At 58.6% G+C, this 21,155-nt stretch carries 16 protein-coding genes and 1 pseudogene; 12 read left to right on the top strand and 5 right to left on the bottom strand.

Translation table 11 applies throughout. From position 1 onward, the window contains the following. The first annotated feature begins 47 nt into the window (after window positions 1-47). The 10 genes and pseudogenes from B1526_RS05930 to B1526_RS05880 all read left to right on the top strand — a co-directional run bounded on the left by B1526_RS05930 (window position 48) and on the right by B1526_RS05880 (window position 12,292). On the top strand, window positions 48-3,149 hold the full coding sequence (locus B1526_RS05930; protein WP_235607069.1) for a bifunctional [glutamine synthetase] adenylyltransferase/[glutamine synthetase]-adenylyl-L-tyrosine phosphorylase: 3,102 nt from the start codon (window positions 48-50) through the stop codon (window positions 3,147-3,149). Between the two features lie 243 nt (window positions 3,150-3,392). Then, window positions 3,393-4,355 (top strand): aspartate carbamoyltransferase, encoded by a 963-nt coding sequence (gene pyrB, locus B1526_RS05925; RefSeq protein ID WP_095615246.1) that lies wholly within the window; start codon window positions 3,393-3,395, stop codon window positions 4,353-4,355. After that, window positions 4,355-4,777 (top strand): aspartate carbamoyltransferase regulatory subunit, encoded by a 423-nt coding sequence (locus B1526_RS05920; RefSeq protein ID WP_095615153.1) that lies wholly within the window; start codon window positions 4,355-4,357, stop codon window positions 4,775-4,777. The genes pyrB and B1526_RS05920 overlap by 1 nt, the downstream gene beginning before the upstream one ends. Then, window positions 4,777-6,180, top strand: a complete 1,404-nt coding sequence (locus B1526_RS05915; RefSeq protein WP_095615152.1) for a dihydroorotase — start codon at window positions 4,777-4,779, stop codon at window positions 6,178-6,180. Before B1526_RS05920 ends, B1526_RS05915 begins: the two co-directional genes overlap by 1 nt. Before the next feature lie 51 nt (window positions 6,181-6,231). Next, a complete protein-coding gene (gene pyrF, locus B1526_RS05910; protein WP_095615151.1) occupies window positions 6,232-7,185 on the top strand; it encodes an orotidine-5'-phosphate decarboxylase in 954 nt (317 codons plus the stop codon). Between the two features lie 63 nt (window positions 7,186-7,248). Further along, entirely contained in the window at window positions 7,249-8,067 is an 819-nt protein-coding gene (locus tag B1526_RS05905) for a dihydroorotate dehydrogenase electron transfer subunit (RefSeq protein ID WP_095615150.1), read from the top strand. An 11-nt stretch (window positions 8,068-8,078) separates the two neighbouring features. Continuing rightward, entirely contained in the window at window positions 8,079-9,041 is a 963-nt protein-coding gene (locus tag B1526_RS05900; RefSeq protein ID WP_235607079.1) for a dihydroorotate dehydrogenase, read from the top strand. 59 nt (window positions 9,042-9,100) lie between these two features. Next, complete coding sequence (gene pyrE, locus B1526_RS05895) at window positions 9,101-9,796, top strand: orotate phosphoribosyltransferase (RefSeq protein WP_095615245.1); 696 nt, start codon at window positions 9,101-9,103, stop codon at window positions 9,794-9,796. Window positions 9,797-9,829: 33 nt separating this feature from the next. Beyond that, window positions 9,830-11,164: pseudogene (locus tag B1526_RS09430) on the top strand (serpin family protein). Between the two features lie 21 nt (window positions 11,165-11,185). Next, window positions 11,186-12,292: a restriction endonuclease subunit S gene (locus B1526_RS05880; RefSeq protein WP_095615146.1), complete on the top strand. Its 1,107-nt coding sequence runs from the start codon at window positions 11,186-11,188 to the stop codon at window positions 12,290-12,292. 48 nt (window positions 12,293-12,340) lie between these two features. Here B1526_RS05880 and B1526_RS05875 read toward each other — a convergent pair whose 3' ends face one another. The 5 genes from B1526_RS05875 to B1526_RS08985 form a co-directional block, all read right to left on the bottom strand. Next, window positions 12,341-13,261 (bottom strand): tyrosine-type recombinase/integrase, encoded by a 921-nt coding sequence (locus B1526_RS05875; RefSeq protein ID WP_095615145.1) that lies wholly within the window; start codon window positions 13,259-13,261, stop codon window positions 12,341-12,343. Between the two features lie 51 nt (window positions 13,262-13,312). After that, entirely contained in the window at window positions 13,313-14,521 is a 1,209-nt protein-coding gene (locus tag B1526_RS05870; protein ID WP_162287945.1) for a restriction endonuclease subunit S, read from the bottom strand. After that, window positions 14,514-16,205: a type I restriction-modification system subunit M gene (locus tag B1526_RS05865; protein WP_095615143.1), complete on the bottom strand. Its 1,692-nt coding sequence runs from the start codon at window positions 16,203-16,205 to the stop codon at window positions 14,514-14,516. The genes B1526_RS05870 and B1526_RS05865 overlap by 8 nt, the downstream gene beginning before the upstream one ends. A 64-nt stretch (window positions 16,206-16,269) precedes the next feature. Then, complete coding sequence (locus B1526_RS05860) at window positions 16,270-19,413, bottom strand: type I restriction endonuclease subunit R (protein ID WP_095615142.1); 3,144 nt, start codon at window positions 19,411-19,413, stop codon at window positions 16,270-16,272. A 113-nt stretch (window positions 19,414-19,526) separates the two neighbouring features. Further along, window positions 19,527-19,772, bottom strand: coding sequence for a hypothetical protein (locus B1526_RS08985; protein ID WP_133088491.1), 246 nt, complete (start codon window positions 19,770-19,772; stop codon window positions 19,527-19,529). Between the two features lie 184 nt (window positions 19,773-19,956). Between B1526_RS08985 and B1526_RS05855 the strand changes: the two genes are divergently transcribed. Both B1526_RS05855 and B1526_RS05850 read left to right on the top strand, forming a co-directional pair. Continuing rightward, window positions 19,957-20,328, top strand: a complete 372-nt coding sequence (locus tag B1526_RS05855) for a hypothetical protein (RefSeq protein WP_095615141.1) — start codon at window positions 19,957-19,959, stop codon at window positions 20,326-20,328. 384 nt (window positions 20,329-20,712) lie between these two features. After that, complete coding sequence (locus B1526_RS05850; RefSeq protein ID WP_095615140.1) at window positions 20,713-21,141, top strand: GNAT family N-acetyltransferase; 429 nt, start codon at window positions 20,713-20,715, stop codon at window positions 21,139-21,141. Window positions 21,142-21,155: the final 14 nt, after the last annotated feature.

Below are 21,155 nucleotides of genomic sequence, written 5' to 3'. Positions count from 1 at the left end.
ATGGGACGGGTGCCCGGCGCGTCATCTGCCGCGCGTAGATTGGATACATGGACCAACGCACACCGATGAACATCCCCACACGCGACGTCATCCACGCCGGGCTCCAACAGATCGGCAAGGCGAAACAGCTCATCGCCGACCTACTCGGCCCCGACGGCGACGAGACGCATGTCGCCACACTCCTCGGACAGCTCGCCGAATGCGACGACCCGGACACGGCGCTCGCGAACCTCGTCGACATTGACCGTTCGTTCAAGGACCGTGGCGAGCCGCTCTCGGACATCGTTACCGACGGCGCGCAGATGGCGCGCCTCATCGACGTGCTCGGCGCCTCGAACGCGATGGGCACGCTCATGCGGTTCCGTCCCGCGCTCGTCGCCGCCGCGCTCACACCGCCACGCGACACCGCCGTCGTCACGCGCGACGAACGCCGCAAACGCATCCTCGACGCCGTCGGCGCCAAGGATGGCGCCGCGCCGGTGGCCGGCAAGCCACTCGCCGAGGCGACGGACGCGTTGCGCGCCGACTACCGTGAACAACTCGCCGCGATCATGGCGCAGGACGTGAGCGCAGGCGACCCGATCGATATCCAGACGACGGTCAGCCGCGAACTGTCCGACCTCGCCGACGCGGCGCTCGAAGGGGCGCTCGCGATCGCGCGCCGCGAGGTCGAGGGCAGCGGCCATGTGCGCTTCGCGATCATCGGCATGGGCAAGCTTGGTGCCCGCGAACTCAACTATGTCTCCGACGTCGACCTCATCTACGTCGTCGAACCGGCCGACGAGGGGACCGACAACACGGTGTTGACGCGCATCGGCACGAAGATCGGCACGATGCTGCAACGCGTGTGCCAATCCGTCGTCTCCGGCGCATGTGAACAGCCGTTGTGGCAGATCGACGGCGCGTTGCGTCCCGAAGGCAAGGACGGCGCGCTCGTGCGCCGCCTCGACGCGCATGAGGCCTACTATGTGCAGTGGGCGCAGAACTGGGAGTTCCAGGCGCTCCTCAAGGCGCGCGCCGTCGCCGGCGACCGTGAACTGGGCGCCGCATATGAGGCGATGGCCGCGAAGTTCGTGTGGAGCGCGGCGAAACGTGAGAATTTCGTCAACGACTGCCAGCGCATGCGCGAACGTGTCGAGGACCTCATCGCCGCGCCGCTCAAGGACCGTGAGATCAAACTCGGCCGCGGCGGCCTGCGCGACGTCGAGTTCACCGTGCAGATGCTGCAGCTTGTGCACGGGCGCACCGACGAGTCGCTGCGTGTGCGTTCGACGCTTGACGCGCTCCAGGCGCTTTCCGACGGCGGCTACGTCTCGCGCGCCCAGGCGAAGACGTTGAGTTGGGACTACCGTTTCGAACGTGTCCTCGAGCACCGCCAGCAGATGTGGATGCTCAAACGCACGCACCTGTTCCCGGACCTTGGCGCGGGCAGTGTCGGCGGCCTTGAGCGCAAACGCGCGATCGACGCGGACGAACTCAACCAGAGCCCCGAAATGCACCGTCTCGCGCGCGCGTTCCATATGCTGCCCGAACAGCTCGTCGAACGCTACGACGAGACACGGCGCGAAGTGCGCCGCCTGCACAACGACATCTACTACCGTCCGATGCTGCCAATCGCCGCGACAAGCCCCGATGAGACGGTCGCATTGAGCGAGCAGGCGACGCTCGAACGCTACGAGGCGATCGGTTTCGCCGACCCGCAGGCCGCCGTGCGCCACATCCGCGCCCTGACCGACGGCGTGACACGCGCCGCGAAGATCAACCGCATCCTGCTGCCCGCCGTGCTGCGCTGGCTCGGCGAAGGCCAGAACCCCGACATGGGCCTGCTGTACTGGCGTACGCTCGAGGAACGCTTCGGCGGCGAGCACGAATACCTCGGCTTCCTGCGCGACTCGCCCTCCGCCGCGCAACGCCTGTGCCACGTCCTGTCCAACTCACGCTACCTCGGCGACGCGCTCGGCAAATCCTCGGAATCGATCACATGGCTCGGCGACGACGCGAAACTGCACGCCCGCAGCCGTACAAGCCTCGACACGCAATGCGCGGCGATCATCGACCGCCACACCGACGCGCCGAAAGAGGCCGCGACCGCGTTGCGCGCGTTGCGCCGCCACGAGATCGAACGCATAGGCCTCGGCTGGATGAGCGATGTCGTCTGGGGCCCGGAGATGCTCGAAGGCATGACCGACGTCTACGACGCGATCCTCGACGCCGCGCTCACCTGGTCCATCAACGCACAACTGCGCGCCGACGGCCTCGACGAGGCGCCCGCGACACTCGCCATCATCGCGATGGGCCGCTACGGGGGACGCGAAGTCAACTTCAGCTCCGACGCGGACATCATCATCATCTACCGTCCCGCCGCCGGCGCCGACGACCAGACCGCGAACCGCTTCGCGCGAAAAGTCCAGGAACAGCTGCGCATGCTCGTGCAAGGCCCCCTCAGCCTTGAACCGAAGATCGAACTCGACATGGACCTGCGCCCCGAAGGCAAGAACGGACCCCTCGTGCGCTCCTACGCGTCCTGCGAGGAATACTACCGCTCCTGGTCGAGCACATGGGAACGCCAGGCCCTGCTGCGCGCACGCGCCGCCGCGGGCGACATGGCGCTCGCGCACGACTTCCTGACGAACATCGCCGACCCGCGCCGCTACCCGGACCGGCCGCTGACCGACGACGAGATCGGCGAGATCCGCAAACTCAAGGCCCGCATGGAAGCCGAACGCCTGCCGCGCGGCGTGCGCCGCGAACGCCACCTCAAACTCGGCAAAGGCGGCCTGAGCGACGTCGAATGGACCGTCCAACTGCTGCAACTGCAGCACGCGCACGATGACAAGGCCTTGCGTGTCAACTCGACGACCGCGGCGCTCGGCGAACTCGCATCCGCCGGCTTCATCGGCGGCGACGACGCGGCCACGCTCGGCGAGGCGTGGCAGATGTGCACCGACGCGCGCAACGGCAACTACCTGTGGAGCGGACGCGCGAACCAGGCCGACATCCTGCCGACCGACATGTACTCGCTCGGCGGCATCGCCGTCTACCTCGGCTACGACGCGAACCACGGACAGACCTTCGAGAACGACATCCTCGCGCAGATGCGCCGCAGCCGCGACGTGTGCGAGCGCCTCTTCTACGGCGTCGAAGCGTGAGCGCCCACACCGCCGCCAGATGGACGGACGCCGACGGGCAGGTGCCACTGCACGCCACTGCACGCCCCGCCACACTCCGCGTTTCCCGCATCGTGAGACAACGGCCCGCACGCGCACACGCGCGGCGGCCCCCAATAGGCGGGTGCGGTTATAGTTGGAGAGGTCACTTCGGTGACCACCTTCAGACATGGGTAGAAAGGTGAGTCATTGGCTAGCGAAGCACACGACGCACACGCGCGTTCGATCGTCGGCACGAGCGTCATCACATTGGACGACCTGTCCATCGCACAGATCAACGAACTGCTCGACAAGGCACGCTACATCGACACGCACCGCAAGGACGTGGCGCACACATGCGACGGCAGGGTGCTCGCCACCCTCTTCTACGAACCGAGCACGCGCACACGCCTGAGCTTCGAGACGGCGATGCTGCGCCTCGGCGGCAAGGTCATCGGCTTCGCGGGCGCCCAACTCGCCTCGGTCACGAAAGGCGAATCGATAAGCGACACCCTCAAGACCGTCTCCAACTACGTCGACGTCGTCGCGATCCGCCACCCGAAGGAAGGCGCGGCGCTCGTCGCCGCATCCGCCGCGTCCGTCCCCGTCATCAACGCAGGCGACGGCGGCCACATGCACCCCACCCAGACCCTCGCCGACCTCGCGACGCTGCGCTCGCGGTTCGGACGCGTCAACGACCTGACGATCGGCCTGTGCGGGGATCTGACGTTCGGGCGCACCGTGCATTCGCTCATCGAGACGCTGTGCCGTTTCGGCAATGTGCGGTTCGTGCTCATCTCGCCGAAGGAGCTGCGTACGCCGCAGTATGTGCTCAACCGCATCAACGCGACGAAGGACTGCTCGTATGTCGAGGTCTCCGACCTGAGCGAGGTCATCGGCGACCTCGACGCGTTGTATATGACGCGTGTGCAGAAGGAACGCTTCTTCAACGAGGACGACTATCTGCGCCTGCGTGACACGTACATCCTCGACGAGGCGAAGCTCAGGCGCGCGAAGCCGACGATGGCGGTCCTGCATCCGCTGCCGCGCGTCAACGAGATCGCGAAGGACGTCGACGACGATCCGCGCGCCGCGTATTTCGAACAGGTCAGGAACGGCATGCTCATGCGCATGGCGCTCGAAAGTTCGGTCCTGGGTGACGAACTGCCCGGGTTCGACGCTTATGTGAACAAGGAGGTGGCGGCCTGATGGAGGTCACGAGCATCCAGGATGGCATCATCATCGACCATGTGCCCGCGGGCACGGCGCTCAAGGTGCTTGAGTATCTGCGCATCGATCCGGCGTCGACGAAGCTCGCGCTCATCATGAACACCGATTCGCGCCGGTATGGCACGAAGGACATCATCAAGATCGAGGATGCGGACACGGCGATCGATTTGGATGTGCTTGGGCTTGTCGCGCGTTCGGCGACCGTCGACGTCATCCATGGTGGTCGCATCGTCGACAAGAAGACGCCGACGTTGCCCGAACGTGTCGTCAACGTCATCACGTGTGTCAATCCGCGCTGTGTGACGACGACGGAGCCGGGCATCGACCAGATGTTCTATCTCGACCGTACCGACGGTGACGTGTACCGGTGCCGGTATTGCGATGAGGAGGCGGAGTTCTGATGGCGGTCACGTTCAAGGACATCCGTGTGTGGGACACGGGCGAACGCATCGATCTGGTCGTGCCCGATGATACGCGTGATGTGACGTTTGACGCGTCACGGCTCACGGTTGCGCCGGGTCTTGAGGACCCGCACGTGCATTTCCGCGATCCCGGCCAGACGTACAAGGAGTCGATGGTCTCCGGTTGCCGCGCGGCCGCGTCCGGTGGGTACACGAATGTGCTCATCATGCCGAACACGGTGCCCGCGATGGACGGGTGCACGGTTGAGCCGGGGGAGCCGGGCGCGAACGAGCTCATCGCCGCCGGTTGCGACAACGTCATCGACTATCTGCAGCATTATGAGCGGATCCACGATGTGACGCTGCCGGTGCGCTATGAGCTGTGTGTGTGCGCGACGAAGGGCCGCGCGGGTGCGGTGCCGTCCGATCCGTCCGACTGGGTGTGGTACATGCCGGGCCGTGACGATGAGAAGGACGCCGAACAGATCGCGCATCCGGTCACGGCGATGAGCGACGACGGTTCCGCCGTGCCGACGCCTGTGCTGCGCGATGTGTTCCGCAACGTCAAGGACACGGGCCTGTATCTCATCGAGCATTGCGAACACCACGATACGGGCGCCGTCAATGAGGGTCCCGTATCCGAGCAACTTGGGGTGCCCGGCATCCCCGAGGACACGGAACTCGCGATTGTGCAACGCGACATCGATTTGGTGCGCGAAAAGGGCGTGCATGTGCATTTCCAGCATGTGAGCACGGCGATCAGCTTCGACGCGATCCGCCGCGCGAAGGCCGAGGGGTTGCCGGTCACTTGCGAGACGGCGCCGCATTACCTCGCGCTCAACGACGAGGCGCTTCTCGAATACGGCACGCTCGCGAAGATGAACCCGCCGTTGAGGAGCGAGCGCGACCGCCAGGCGACGATCGCCGCGATCGCCGACGGGACGGTGGATATGATCGCGACCGACCACGCGCCGCACACGCTCGATGAGAAACGCCTCGGCTTCCTTGAGGCGCCGAACGGCATCATCGGCCTTGAATGCGCGTTCGGCGTCTGCCATAAGGTCCTCGTCGACGGTGGTTACATCAGTGACACGCGCCTCATCGAACTCATGTCGCTCAACCCGGCGTCCCTCATGGGACGGCACGCGACCGACATCGCGGGACTGCTCAACACGAGTTCACGGTGCGCGACGCAACGCACACTCGACCTTGGCACGACCGAACACCCCGAATCGAACGACCTCGTCATCCTCGGACTCGATGACGAGTGGACGGTGCACGCGGACGAGTTCGCGTCGAACGCGCGCAACACCCCGTTCGACGGATGGGACGTCACCGGACGGCCGTACGCGACGATCATCGGTTCACGGATCGTGTTCAGCCGCATCGACGCGATCGGCTGAGGGCGCACCCCCATACCCGCATATACGCACCAGTAGGCACAAAGGAGCAGGATGGACCGCCTCATCGAAGCCATCGAAGACAAACAGAACCCAAGCGTCGTCGGACTCGACCCGACACCCGCGCTCGTCCCCGTCCAGGTCATGGACGCATACCATATCGAAGCTGACGAATACGTCGAAGACGATGACGACAACCTCGCCGCGACCGGCGCGGCCGCCGCGTACTTCGAATACAACCGCGCGATCATCGACGCGGTCGCCGACATCGTCCCCGCCGTCAAACCACAGATCGCGATGTACGAGGCGCTCGGCCCGGCGGGCGTCGACTGCTATACGATGACGTGCCAGTACGCGCGCGAACAAGGGCTGTACGTCATCGGCGACGTCAAACGCGGCGACATCGGATCGACGGCGGCCGCCTACGCGAAACACCTGAGCGGCTTCGACGGCGCCGACGTATGGCACGAGGACGCGATCACCATCAACCCGTACCTCGGATCCGACGGCATCGAACCCTTCACCGCGGCAGCCGGCGAAACCGACCGCGACCTGTTCATCCTCGTGCGCACCTCCAACCCATCGAGTGCGCAGATCCAGGAACTCGAACTCGCGGACGGCGCACGCGTCTACGAACACGTCGCCGACCTCGTCGAACAATGGGGCGCGGACACGATCGGACGGTTCGGCTATGCGCGCACCGGTGCCGTCGTCGGCGCGACCCACCCCGAGGAAGGCGCGGCATTGCGCGCGCGCATGCCGCACACGTTCTTCCTTGTGCCCGGCTACGGCGCGCAGGGAGGCACCGCACAATCCGTCGCCGGCATGTTCGACCGCGACGGCTCGGGCGCGATCGTCAACTCGTCACGCGGCATCATCGGCGCATGGCGCGACGACCCCCGCTACAGCGAGACCCTCGAAGCGCAGACCGCGCTCGACCTCGTCGCCGCGAACGCGCGCGCCGCGGCCGAGGACATGCGCGACCAACTGCGCGTCGCGCTCGCCTGAAGCCCAGCGCGTCCACGACAACCGAACACCTTACGAAGAGCAGAAGAACAAGCAAGGAGACCCATGCCAACCACAGCGTTCACCCACACCGTGGAACAGGCCGAACAGGCCGGCCGCATGCCCACGCGGCGCACCGTGGACGTCACCGACGTGCGCGAGCTCACGCCGGGCGTCGTCCGCTTCACGTTCCGTGACGAGTTCATCGCCGCGAATGTCAAGCCCGGACAGTTCGTCAACCTGTATTCGAGCAACCCGCAGCACCTGATGCCACGCCCCTTCGGCGTGAGCGACGTGGACGGCGACGACGTGAGCCTCATCTTCGCCGTCGTCGGCTACGGCACCGAGGAATTCGCCGCGCTCAAGGCCGGCGACCATGTGGACGTGCTCGGGCCCTTGGGCAAGCCGTTCAATATCGGCGCCGACGCCGACTATCTGCTCGTCGGCGGGGGACTCGGCATTCCGCCGCTTTTGGAGGCCGCGCAGGCGCTCAGCGAACGCGCCGACTGCCACACGACCGCCGTGCTCGGCTACCGTGACGCGCATTTCGCCGACGTGTACGCGGCGAAGTACGCGGACGAGGTGCACAGCATCGACGAGTCGGAAGGCAATGTGCTCACGCTGCTCGAACGCCTGTGGCCCGAACTGCAGGAGCGCGGCCGTGGGCTCATCATCCTGTCGTGCGGTCCGACGCCGATGATGAAGGCCGTCGCCGAATGGGCGGCGAAGCGCGGCGTCGACGCGCAATTGTGCATGGAACAGCGCATGGGATGCGGCTACGGCACATGCGTCGCGTGCACGATCGACACGCGCGACGGACGTGAGAAGGTGTGCGAGGCCGGACCGGTCTTCACCGCACACGAGCTGGGATGGGACAACAAGTGAGCGAGGACAACGTGAACATCGAACAGGAACTCAACGAAACCCCGACGAATCTGTACGCCCCGCACGAATGGCGGCACGGCACCGTCGTGGCCGGCGTGCCGTGGAAGAACCCGGTCGGCACCGCCTCGGGGACCTTCAATGTGGACGCGTGCGGCCGGTTCTATGACGTCGCCCAGCTGGGCGCGGTCACGACGAAGGGCGTCTCGCCGGTGCCGTGGCTCGGCAATCCGGGCGTACGCACGGCGGAGAGCCCCGCCGGCACCGTCAACGCCGTCGGCCTGCAGAACCCGGGCGTCGACCATTACCTCGAGCATGACCTGCCGATCCTCAAGGGGCTTGGCGCGACCGTCGTCGCGAACGTCGCCGGCCATTGCGACGACGACTACGCCGAGGTCGTCGAGAAGCTCGCCGCTTCCGACGCGGACATGCTCGAGATCAACGTGAGCTGCCCGAACGTGACGCATGGCGGCATGTCCGTCGGCACCGACCCGGTCGCGTTGGGCCGCCTGATGGACCGGCTGCGTCCGATGACGGACAAGCCGATGATCGTCAAGCTCACACCGAACGTGACCGACATCGCCGCGATCGCGAGGGCCGCGGCCGAAGGTGGCGCCGACTGCCTGAGCATGATCAACACGCTTGTCGGCATGCGCATCGATATCCGCACCGGCGAGCCGATCATCGCGAACCGCACCGGTGGCGTGTCCGGCCCGTGCGTGTTCCCGGTCGGCCTCGCATGCGTGTGGCGTGTGCGCGCGGCATTGCCTGACATTCCGATCATCGGCATCGGCGGCATCGACTCGGGCGAGAAGGCGCTCGAATACCTGTATGCGGGCGCGAACGCCGTCGAGGTCGGGGGAGCGGCGCTCTACGATCCGACCGCGCCGATCCGCGTCGCGCGCGAACTCGAGGAACTGCTCGACTCGCGTCCCGCACTGAACGAAAAACTCGCGAAGGGCGACACGTGGCGCTGAACGCCAGCCACCCGCACGCGCACAGCGCACGCATGACCCATCCCAAGGAAGGAGACACGATGTTCGAATCCCTCGACCATCGATTCACGAAGTTCCTGCTCGAATCGAACGCGCTCAAATTCGGTGACTTCACGTTGAAGTCGGGCCGCCAATCACCGTACTTCATCAACGCGGGCGCCTTCGACGACGGCGGGAAGATCGCGACACTCGGCGCGTTCTACGCGGAGAAGATCCAGACCGAGATCGACAACGAACAGATGCCGATCCGCATCGACACGATCTTCGGCCCCGCGTACAAAGGCATCCCGCTCGCCGTCGCCACGTCGATCGCGCTCGAACTCAACTACGGTGTGACCGTCGGCTACACCTTCGACCGCAAAGAGAAGAAGGACCACGGCGACGGCGGCACGATGGTCGGCAAACCACTCGAGGACGGCATGAACGTGCTCCTCGTCGACGACGTGATGACCGCCGGCACCGCCGTGCGCGAGGTCGTTCCCAAGCTCAAGGCGCAGGCCGACGTCAACATCGTCGGACTCGTCCTGTCCGTCGACCGCATGGAGAAGACGAAGGACTCCGACCTGTCCGCCGTGCAGGACGTGCAACGCGAATTCGGATTCCCCGTGTTCGCGATCGCGAACGTCAAGGAAATCTTCGCCGCCGGCCGCGAACTGCCGAATGAGGACGGCACCCCGTATGTGACAGACGAGATCGCGAAAGCCGCCGAGGAGTATCTGACGCGGTACGGGGCGTGAACGGACAGCCCGCAATACTGACATACGTTCATCATGGCCCGTACGGCTCATCGCTCTATTGGGGAACGAGTCGTGCGGGCTTTTGCCATCACTAAACCATGGGGGAGAACAATGGAAGCCGATACCGCACTCTTCGACGTACTCAAGGGGCTTGACGGTGAGCCAGGCGACCGCGCCGGTTTCGTCTACCGCTCGGCGTCAGACATGCTCGCAACAGTAGCGGATGGCAGGGGGAACGTGAATGTATCGCCTATCTCACTGTGGCTCGCATTGGCATTGGTTGCACAAGGAGCGCAAGGTCGTACCCTGGAGCAGCTGACGGACGCACTCGGCATCCACGGACTGAGTGGGAACGAATATCGCACACTTGTCGAGTCGATCAACCAACGGCGACCGGGCGTCAAATCCGTGATATCCGTGCATGATTCCGTGTGGATCAGCGCCACATTGACTCCTCGCACATCATTCATCGATGATGTGCGGCATGCGTTTGCGGCGGAAGTCAACATCATCGATTTCTCAGATCCCAATGCCGGCAAAAGCATCAGTTCCTGGATCAGCAAACATACCAAAGGATTGCTGCAACCAGCCATCGAGTGCAATGGAACCGAACTGTTGTCCATCATCAGCACCGTATTCGCAGACAGCCGCTGGAAAACCCCGTTTGAACTCAACGACACCGAGCCTGCGGTATTCCATGGAGACCACGGAGATGCGACGGTGCCATTCATGCACCAACGGTGTGAGGACGTCTCCTATCTATGCGATGAGACCTTCGGATGGGAACGCGTGGATATCCCATTCGATGATGACAGCGAGCTGCGCATAGTCCTGCCCGATTCAGGGACCCTCGAGACGCTGGTACACGACCCCGTAGCGCTGCGCTGAGCGTTCAGCACAGAACTGGCGGAGACCATCCCACAGGAAGACAAGCAGGAACTCACCGGCATGGACAGGCTCAAAGCCAAACTCGCCGCACGCAAAAACCCTGCAAGCATGCCCATCTATGCCAACACCGTCACCGCAAAAGTAACATTGCCCCGGTTCGAAATCGACAGCACCATCAACGGAAGAACCATCATCACCATCCTGCAATCATTGGGCGTTACCGATGCATTCGATCCCACACATGCAGATTTCTCCAGTATATGCGAAGGAGCGCTCGCTATCAGTGATATCGTGCAGAATACGCACATCGAAGTCAACGAGCATGGGGTGCGAGCAGCCGCGTATACAGGCATCGCCGTGGCAGGTGCAGCGCCACAATGGGGCCGTGAGATCACCTTCACCGTGGATCGTCCATTCATGTATGCACTTATGACGCGCGACCGACTGCCATTGTTCGTTGGAGCCGTGCGTAACCTGTGATGGCCAGCACGATATTGCTGATTGGTAGAGCAGGGTCGCTGTCATGATATTAACGCTTGGGAGCATCGTAGACTAGGTGGCCTATTTGTTCAAGCGAACGAGCGGAATGCAAATCAGGAGTTATCCTTTGGAACAACCATCTCGGTGGCCTCAATGCGTTTCAATCCACGCGGAAACGGAGCAGCGCACTCATCTTTGAGTAGTTACAAAATTCTACGTCGAGGGGACATAGCCTTTGAAGGCAATCGACATCGCTCTCACCCTTTTGGACAGTTGGTCATTAACGATATTGGCGATGGATTGATGTCCTCCCGTTTCCAATCAATAAGGCCGAAAGAACCTTGCGTCATATCCTTCTGGAAGTACTTATTGCAGAACGAGAGAGACATGAGGCGTCTGCTCATCTGTTCCACTAAAGCAGGCACCTTGATGAATGAATTTGTCTTTGATGACTTTTCCAGACTTGATGTCCAGCTTCCAGAGAGAGATGAGCAGGAGAAGATTGGCGCCTTGTTCAGGCTGCTCGACTCCATCATCGCTGCCGAAAAGCGTAAACTCCAACTTATAGAAATGAAGAAAAGATTACTGCTTCAACGAATACTTAATGGAAAAATGCGGTTTATGGGATTTTGTGATTCTTGGATTCAGTTAAAACTTGACGATGCGATTTGTGTTTGCAGCGGGAAGGACTATAAACATCTGTCAAAGGGCAACATACCCGTTTACGGGACGGGGGGATACATGACCAGTGTGTCGAAAGCACTTTCCAATCGTGATGCAATAGGAATCGGGCGTAAAGGTACTATCGACAAACCATATGTTCTTCATGCACCTTTCTGGACGGTAGATACTCTTTTCTACGCGCTGCCCCGAAATGGTTATGATCTCAACTTCTTGTTTGCGGTATTTCAAAATATCAATTGGAAATCGAAGAATGAGTCCACAGGATTACCTAGTCTTTCGAAAAAGAATATAGAGAACACAAGCATCATTACTCCTTCTATAGACGAGCAATATAGGATAGGAGAGTTATTCTCATTATTTGATTCAATACTGGATGAAACTAATCAAAAAATACGATTACTGGAAAAGAAGAGGAAGGCTCTTCTCCGAGATATGTTCGTATGATCGCTGAGGGCTCTCAATTCGCTGAGAACCCTCAGCCAGAACTCGAATCTACAACGTGCTCAGGAACTGCATAATCCTATCGGTGTCCTTGGCTTCCAACTCTTTGATGATGTGCAAATAGGTCATCTGCGTTGTCGTCATGTTGGCGTGGCCAAGTCTCTTGGCCACGGATGCCACCGACACCCCCGCATAAAGAAGCAATGACGCGTGCGTATGACGCAGCCCATGAACAGTGATCGCAGGAATGTCGCACTGCTTGCAGACGGCAGAAAGTCGGTCGTTCACTGTTGCGTTGAAGATGCGTTTCCCCTCAGTGACAAATAGAGGCTTGCTGGGGTCGCGACCGTCGCAGAGATGCTTGAGATGCATACAAAGCGACCAGTCCATACGCACTTTCCGCTGAGAGGAACGGTTCTTTGTAGGGGCAAAGCCGCCTTTCGGATCTTTGTAGTTCCAGGTCTTCTCAACATTGATCTGCTGCGTTTGGAAATCGATGTCACTGGGAGTCAACCCTAAGGCCTCCCCGAAACGCAATCCGGTCTTGGCGACCAAAAGAAGCAGATAGTCATTGGGATGCTCATCGTCAAGTTGCAGTGCTGTAAGCATCGTGCGTAGCTCGAACTGATTGAGATACTTGGGACGTTTTTCACGGGACTGCTTGCCCTTGACGACTGCCTTGCGAGTTGGATCTCGACGCAAGACCCCTTCGTCAACAGCATCCATGATGGCTGCCTTGACCTGATGATGGAAATCCATGACCGTTTGCCGCTCATGATTCCTAGCAAAGTCGTTGAGGATGCGCTGATATTCCATGCGATTCAAATCGCCCAAAGTCACACTCGGTGCAAGTTCTTCAAGATGACGCAAGGTCATCAGATACTTGCTTAACGTTATATCCGCCACGGCACCACGTTTGTAGGTATTGACCCATTCGGCGAAATAACGGGTCAGGAGTTGTTTTCGGTACATATGTTCCTTTCTGTCTCGCACCTGTTGCGAGACAGAAAGGAACATATGTATTCAGACGAACATCTGCTGCAGAAGGGCTTTCTTCTTGAGCATCAGCAAATCGATCTTTTTCATCTCGGCGGAGATGAGCTGGTCTAATCCTCTGCAGAAGGAACCAATCTTTTGCTGTTCAGAAATAGATGGAATCGTAACATTGATATCCATTACTTTATGTTGTGATATATTGAATCTAGAGATGCCTTGTGCGAGCATTCTCATTTGGCTTCGAACGGCCTCTGATCGAAGCATGTATGCCAAATACAGTGCATCAAATGCGCCATTCTGCCTGTACCCGAAACAGAAACTGTTCAAATAGACATTTTTCTGATTTCCAAGCCATACAGATGACATACCAACCTCTTCAGGCTTTTCCGAAGAGATAGTAAAAAGCGCATCACCGTACTGCACCGCATGTTGCTTAGAGTCAATCTCGATTTGACCATTGCCATCAATATCAGCGATAGAATTTTGAAATACGTTCATATATGTAATATATGAAGCAAGCCCATGCCCGAAATCTGCTTTATTTTTCCCAGATAGACCCGAATAAGAGTTGCCAAGACTACCTAGTTTATGCTGTTCCCAGAAATCACTGTATCCCTTGAATCTCAGCTTCTGCTCAAAGATTTGGCGGAGAAGGGCTGTCTTCTTCTTCTTCCAGAGGTCGAGTTTACGCTTTTCGGCAGCGATAAGTCGATCAAGTTTGCGAAGGAAGTCGCCGATGACCTGCTGCTCATCCTTGGAGGGAACAGTCACTGTCGCCCTAGCATATTTTGAGATCCATTGCCGCTCATGTGACGCGGACGGACGGATGATTCTTGTCAGGGCATAGTAGATGCAGTACAGGTCATTTTCAGAATCACGTAGAGACAATATCTTCATCGCCGAACTCTTGACTTTGAACGAATAGTCAATTATATGGCTCGATGCGGTAAAGTCATCAAATATGATTACAGGAGAGTCTTTGGTCGCTGCCTTAACACCATCTGCCTCGTTGGTATATCCCAATATCAAAGTTTTTCCCGCGGTCAACACAGGCGTGCGCGCGACAGGTGAATAATCGTCACTGGAAACGATGTACTCATAAGGTTGCTCATACGACAGTATGTCGCCGAGCTTGCGCTGCTCCCAAGCGTCAGTGAAGCCTCTGAAGCGGAGTTTTGGCTGTAGTTTCTTGCCCATCGTGTTCTGTCCTTTCCCGTTTGTTGTGTAATCACTCATCGTCTTCATCGTTCTGATCGGTTGGGACCAACTCTGCAAGCATGGCTTCGAGTTCCTTCTCCAAACGGGCGATTTCCTCGTCGACTTCCGCGAGCTGACGGTTGACGTCATCCAGATCGATTGGCTCCTCTTCCTCAAACGTGTCGACGTATCGGGGAATGTTGAGGTTGTAGTCGTTGTCTTTGATTTCATCAAGGGTGGCGACGTGCGCGAGCTTGTCGACATCCTGACGATTCTTGTAGGTCTCGAGAATCAGATCGATGTCTTCCTCGCGCAGGCGGTTTTGCTTCTTGTCTTTCTCAAAATGCTGCGAGGCGTCGATGAAGAGCACATCGTTGGTCTTGCGGTCTTTTCGGAACACGAGGATGACGGTGGGGATGCCGGTGGAGTAAAAGAGGTTTGAGGGGAGTCCGATGACGGCATCAAGGTAGTTCTTGTCGATGATCGCTTTGCGGATTGTTCCTTCGGCTGCACCTCGGAAGAGGACACCGTGAGGCAATACAATCGCCATGCGACCGCTTGGCTTCAAATGGTAGATACCATGTTCAACGAATGCGTAGTCTGCTTTCGACTTTGGGGCCAGTTTGCCGTAGTCCTTGAATCGTGGGTCCTTCAGTTTGGATTCGGCATTGTCCCATTTGAGCGAATAAGGAGGGTTTGCCACAACTGCGTCGAAGAATTCAGGATGATCGATGCCGTTCTCGTCCATGCCATTGGGCCAGTCCGATTCCAGTGTATCGGCACAGCGGAGGTCCATGTACTGGTATTTCACGTCGTGCATCATCAGGTTCATGCGCGCGAGGTTGTAGGTGGTCCGGTTGATTTCCTGGCCGAAGAAGTGCACACGTGCAGTGTCAGGGTTGTCGGTTTCGGTTTTGAGTTCATGCTGCACGGTGAGCAGTAGGGAGCCGGATCCCATCGTCGGATCGTAGACCATGAATGGTCGGCTTGCGTGTTCGATGACTTCTTTGGCTTCCTCGCTGGAGTCGGGGGAGACGTAGGTGACGAGTTTCGCCAACACGCGGGACACTTCGTGTGGCGTGTAGAATTCGCCTGCTTTCTTGCCGCTGGCGCCGGCGAATTCAGCGATGAGGTACTCGTATACGTCGCCGAGGATGTCATGCCCGGACTCGTCGTGGAAGTCGATGCTGTCGATGCGTTCGACCAGTTGCGACAATGCTTTGGCACGTGCCGCAACGGAATTGCCCAGACTGGAATCCGAGAGGTTGATATTGTCGAACACGTCTTTGAAATCGTTGGTCGCATTGGTGTTCAACAGGGCATTGTCTTTGAATCGAGAGAACAGATTCTGGTAGTCCTCGGGCCTGATGCTCTGGGATTGCACTTTATTGATGATCGTTGTCCACGTGTATTCGGGGTCGATGGCGTACCCGTTTTGCAAAGCGAGATCCTCACGCCAATCCTCGATGCCGTCCAACGCTACTTGGCGTGCAAATGCATTATTGACGTCCTGTGGGTTCGAACTGTTTTCAGTGTCGGTGAACTCGAGTAGGCCGGAGTCCGCCAAATACCGTTCCTGCCGTTTGGAAAGATACCGGTAGAAGATGAAACCGAGAATGTAATCACGGTATTCGCTGGCGTCCATCTTTCCACGAAGGTCATTCGCCATCGCCCAAAGCTGGGACGTGAGCTCACGTGCGTTGTTGTGTGTGGTCGGTGCCATGGATACTCCTCGTTACTATAACTATAAAAAATATGATGTGCGTCTGTGTGATGGTGATAAGGCATCAGCCGAAATCGGCGATGATCTGATCGGTGAATTCGCGCAGGGCCTTGCGCAGCTCCCGCTTGTATTGGATGGGAGAGAGCTGACGGATCTCTATCCGCTTCGCGTCGGTTTGGTAGAACCTGTTCTTGACCGCTGCGGTAAGCAATGTGGACATGTCTTCTCCTATGTCCAAGTCATCCTTGCCTATGACGTGGCGGTTGAGCATCGTATTGATGAGCTGGGTGGCTGTGATGATATCGACGAGCCCCCATTCCTCACGGAATTTGAGCACGGCGTGGCGCCGTGAATTCTCCATATGCGAGCGTACGATGCCACTGACGTCGGAAGGTTCGACAGGATAGTGTTGCGCATCCAGATTGCCATCCATCGCATCTTGTGCGGTGCGCATGATTTGTTCCGCATGGTGCCGGTCAGGCAAGCGGTCGGTGGCATGCTGCAGGTCGTCGAATGTCTTATCCGCTTCAGGTTCGTGATCATGAACCTGATTGAGCAGTTTGGCCACCAGTTCCTCGATATAGTCATAGTTGACCTTGACGTCGGCCACATGTTCGGCTTCAAAATTCAAATCGGAAGTGTCTATGTACGAGTCGGCGTAATCGACGGCGATCCTTTGCAGGCCATAGCGCAGTGAGGTGAGCAGCCATTCGTGGTTGTCGTCACTGAGACGGAGCTGGTTGAGCAGTTGCTCAGGATGGGAGGGGTCGTAATCGGTGTACTGTTTCAGTGCGGCGATTTCATTGTTGTAGTCGTGTAGCAGTTCCGCAGCATGCTCCTGTTGTGCTTCGCTGGGAGGAATTTGGGTGAAATCGTCGGTGAGATCGCGCAAAGTGTCGACGATCTTGCCTGTCTGTTCGACGCGCTCGCGGAAGGGAATGGTCAATACGCCGTCCAAGCCACGTTCTTCTTGCTGTTTCTCCCCGCCCAAGTCACCTTGGACAAGGGCGGAATCAGGATTCGCGTATACTTTGAGCGCCGCGTCCATGAGTCGCTTCGACATGAGCGGCCAACGGTAATTGACGATATGGCCGAATGGTTTGGTCTGCATGTCGTAGACGCGGTTGGTGCGTGAGTATGCCTGGATCAGGTTCGCCCCGGAAAGCACGCGGTCCACGTATAACGTGTTGACGATCTTCGAATCGAAGCCGGTCAGCAGCTGGTCGATGACGATGACGATATCCAGTTTGGGACCTTCGGCCTTGCCCGAGAGCCTATCCGTGACATCATTGAAATACTCTTCGACGGTGTCCGCGCCGAACTGTGTGCCGAACGCAGCATTGTATATGCGGATCGCTTCCTTCAGCCCTGCGTTCTTACTGAACTGCATGTCGGAGTTGCTCGTGTCCATCGAGAACGTCACCGCAATGTTCAGCGGTTGTTTGCCTTGCTCCATCAGTTTGGCATTGGCGTGCTGGAATGCGTCGAAGTACATCAACGCCATCGGTGCGGAAGGTTTGCCTGCGCCGACATGTGTGGTGAAGATGGCACTGTACTTGCCATTCACCGATCGGCTGTCCCAATGCGATATGACATCCTCCACGACGGCTTGCACATGTTGTTCGTTACAGTCGTAGATGCCGCTATCCACCAGTGAGTCCACTTCCTCGCCGGTCATGCTCGCTATGCGCATTTCGATCTCCGGATCGGTGAGCGTTGGGTTCTTGATACGCAGCAGGTCGGGGAGGAGTTTTTCCTTGATCTCATCCTCGCTGAGCGTGTGCTCAAAATCCACTTGGAAGCCAAGCACATTCCTGTCGGCAATCGCTTCGCGAATCGTATAGGCATGGATGAGATCGCCGAATGCCTTGTGGGTCAGATCCTTATCGAAAACAGGGGTGCCAGTGTAACCGACCCAGGCGGAGCGAGGGAACCGCTGTTTGATCAGCGGGAGTAGCTCGCCATTTGTGGAACGGTGCGCCTCGTCGACAATGAAGACCACGTTGTGATCATCGATGACGCCATCCATCGTCTTCGCAAGGCGACCCATTTTCTGGATCGAGGTGACGATGATGTTGTTCTCGGTACGGGAACTCCTCATGCGCCTTCTCAAATCACCCGTATTGCGCGTATCCGAAATGACGCCGCCATTGTTGTCATCATCAGTGTCCGGATCATACGCGGCATAATTGTCATAGGTCTGCGATGTCAACGCGCGACGGTCGACAAGGAACACCACCTTGTCCACGTTGGGAAGGCGGGAAGCAAGCCAAGCGGTCTTGAAACTGCTCACCGTCTTACCCGATCCGGTCGTATGCCACACATATCCCACTTCAAGCGGATCCATACCGAATTCATGTGCGCGCAGACGTTCGATGACACGGCGCGTGGCATACACCTGATACGGGCGCATGACCATCAGCTGCTTATGATCACGAGCCCCGTCAAGAATCATATACTTCGTAGCCATATAGTGAACCATTGGGATGGAAAGCATCTTGTCGCAGAACTCGCGCCACTGCCACACGGTCTTGTTGTCCGACTCGGTCTGCCAGTGGAAAGCGAAATCAGTGTTAAAACTCCGCGAATCAGTATTCGCCATATACCTCGTATCCTGCGGCGTCATGCCAATCAGAATCTGGGTAGTGGAATAAATGTCCCCGAACAATCCCTCATCAATGTACTGGCGGATCTGATTCAAACCCTCATACGCATCATGCCTGTCTGCCTTCTCCTCGATATGGATGATGGGCAGACCGTTGATCAACAACGTCGTGTCAAAACGACGATCCTGCATGCCAGCCTGCACATGCTCACGACGAATCTGATTGACAACCTGATACGTCGTATTACCGGCACCAACCTCATCCTGTTTAAAAATCGTCAAAATCATCGACGGTGCTTCAGCATCACGCGCTTCATCACGCATCACTGACACAGTAGAACGACCATTGAATCCATACAGGAAACGCCCCGCATCATACGGCGTCTTCAAATCACATATTTCGCGCTGAACCTGAGCGAACTCACCATCAGTCAGCGGGCGCCCACGGAGCGCCTCCTGATTATTACGCTCCAAGATCTCGCGAAAATTCTGCCACAGCTGTTCCGTAGTCTTGATATCCGGTCTGTACTCCCACTGCTTGATATTACCCACCGTCTCCAGATAATGAATCAACTCTGATTCAAACTGCGCCTCAGTCAGCATGGAATCCCTCCTCGATCCTTACGCTACATGCAAACGTAAGCCTATCAGAGTTGTACAGGCAAGGAGGTATCAGGAACGGATCGCAAGCACGAGAACAAGTGTGCCATGAATCATCATGCAGGCAATAACGGAGATAACGCTGGCTGCGCCCGCGAACCAACAATCATATTGCGGCCATACAGCGATGCTGATACACTGTCCATCGGATGCTCCGGAACAGCCTCTGGCCCATGTGCCATGCCTCCGGGGTTTTGCCCCTTCCCAACCGCACTCGTGCCGTATTGGGGGGATGCCCACTGCTGTTTGCTTGAATAGATCTGCATCTGCGGGTATTGGGCAACTAGCTTGATTAAACGCATATCTTCCTGCAGTAGTCACGAAGATATGATGGGATGATGTGTGCGGACCGTCGACTGGGAGGACGACGGGTGGAGCATCCATGGATGCAAGGCATGGCGGGCACCGCTGGCAGGCATGTTTCGACAAATGGAGGCAAAACCATGGGGTTGAATACGAGACAATTGGCGAGGGCTGCTGTACTCCATGGGCCACACCTTCGACAATCTGTCCGCGACCTATGCCGCCACGAAGGAGTTCCTGCGCACAAACAACCCGAACGTGATTGAATCGCGTGCCGACCTCGCACTGCTGGAGGACCTCAAGGACGCTTCGTTGTATGCTCTGCACGCTTCATCCCCACTGGACGTGGATTTCGTGCAAGATGTCAATGCGAAGCTGAGCCGGACCGCGGCGATTGAACCAGGCGTGTTGCGCACGGAACGCAACAGCATGGTGAGGACATCGGCAGGTGATTACATCCCCGAACCGCCCGATGAGGAGAAGATGGAATCAGTTCTGGCCGCGGCGAGGAACGGTGACGGTAACCTTCGTGACGCTTCCGAAGTGTTCGCCTGACTCGCCAGAATGCAGCCCTTCGGTGACGGCAACAAACGCACGGCGCTTCTCGTCGCCAACCGGGTGCTGCTGGGCCATGGAACGGCGCGTGCATTGATCATACCTACCCAAGACCCGGAGCGACGCACGTTCAACGATCTGATGGGCCTATGGCACGTGCAAGGGGACAGGAGAGTCATGCAATGGCTCGCCGACTACAATGCGAACATCACAGGACTTGATGAATACGGACACCCCCATCATCGTCCCCGCTGCGGGCAGCGGAACACCCAGCGAAGAAGCCAGAGCGCATAGTGTCGAAGTAGACGAATGAGGCATGCCGTTCCTTGCACGATAACCCAGACAAAGCACACAGCACCCACACCACACCCACCAAACCGCATCATGACACCCGACGACTACGACGCCGTCCACACATGTTGGATGTCCTGCACCGGCATGGGACTCAACACGATCGACGACTCACGCCAAGGCATCACCAGATACCTCCAGCGCAACCCCGCCACCAGCTTCGTCCACGAAACCAGCGACGGCACCATCGACGGAGCCATCCTCGCAGGACACGACGGCAGACGCGGCACCGTCTACCACACCGCCGTCCACCCCAACCACCGCAACCAAGGCATCGGCACCGCACTCGTCAACGCGACACTGCACGCGCTCGCGAACGAAGGCATCATCAACGTCACCCTCGTCGTCTTCACAAAGAACACCGCCGGCAACACCTTCTGGGAACGGCTCGGCTTCACCTCACGCGACGACCTCACCTACCGCAACAAAGCGTTACGCCACATTACCCGCATCGACACATGAACATGGACGTTGTG

It is taken from the genome of Bifidobacterium criceti, from assembly GCF_002286935.1.
In the GTDB taxonomy this organism is placed as follows: domain Bacteria; phylum Actinomycetota; class Actinomycetes; order Actinomycetales; family Bifidobacteriaceae; genus Bifidobacterium; species Bifidobacterium criceti.
Note: the sequence above shows the minus strand (reverse complement) of the source record. Positions and strands in the feature narration are given on the sequence as shown.

Bases quoted from the DNA above. Each gene is read 5' to 3' on its own strand.
- B1526_RS05875 (WP_095615145.1), bottom strand. From the start codon at position 13,261: ATGTACCGAAAACAACTCCTGACCCGTTATTTCGCCGAATGGGTCAAT.
- B1526_RS05915 (WP_095615152.1), top strand. From the start codon at position 4,777: ATGGCGGTCACGTTCAAGGACATCCGTGTGTGGGACACGGGCGAACGC.
- B1526_RS08985 (WP_133088491.1), bottom strand. From the start codon at position 19,772: ATGCGTTTAATCAAGCTAGTTGCCCAATACCCGCAGATGCAGATCTAT.
- B1526_RS05855 (WP_095615141.1), top strand. From the start codon at position 19,957: ATGGGCCACACCTTCGACAATCTGTCCGCGACCTATGCCGCCACGAAG.
- B1526_RS05930 (WP_235607069.1), top strand. From the start codon at position 48: ATGGACCAACGCACACCGATGAACATCCCCACACGCGACGTCATCCAC.
- B1526_RS05850 (WP_095615140.1), top strand. From the start codon at position 20,713: ATGACACCCGACGACTACGACGCCGTCCACACATGTTGGATGTCCTGC.
- B1526_RS05870 (WP_162287945.1), bottom strand. From the start codon at position 14,521: ATGAGTGATTACACAACAAACGGGAAAGGACAGAACACGATGGGCAAG.
- B1526_RS05865 (WP_095615143.1), bottom strand. From the start codon at position 16,205: ATGGCACCGACCACACACAACAACGCACGTGAGCTCACGTCCCAGCTT.
- pyrF (WP_095615151.1), top strand. From the start codon at position 6,232: ATGGACCGCCTCATCGAAGCCATCGAAGACAAACAGAACCCAAGCGTC.
- B1526_RS05920 (WP_095615153.1), top strand. From the start codon at position 4,355: ATGGAGGTCACGAGCATCCAGGATGGCATCATCATCGACCATGTGCCC.
- B1526_RS05860 (WP_095615142.1), bottom strand. From the start codon at position 19,413: ATGCTGACTGAGGCGCAGTTTGAATCAGAGTTGATTCATTATCTGGAG.
- pyrE (WP_095615245.1), top strand. From the start codon at position 9,101: ATGTTCGAATCCCTCGACCATCGATTCACGAAGTTCCTGCTCGAATCG.
- B1526_RS05905 (WP_095615150.1), top strand. From the start codon at position 7,249: ATGCCAACCACAGCGTTCACCCACACCGTGGAACAGGCCGAACAGGCC.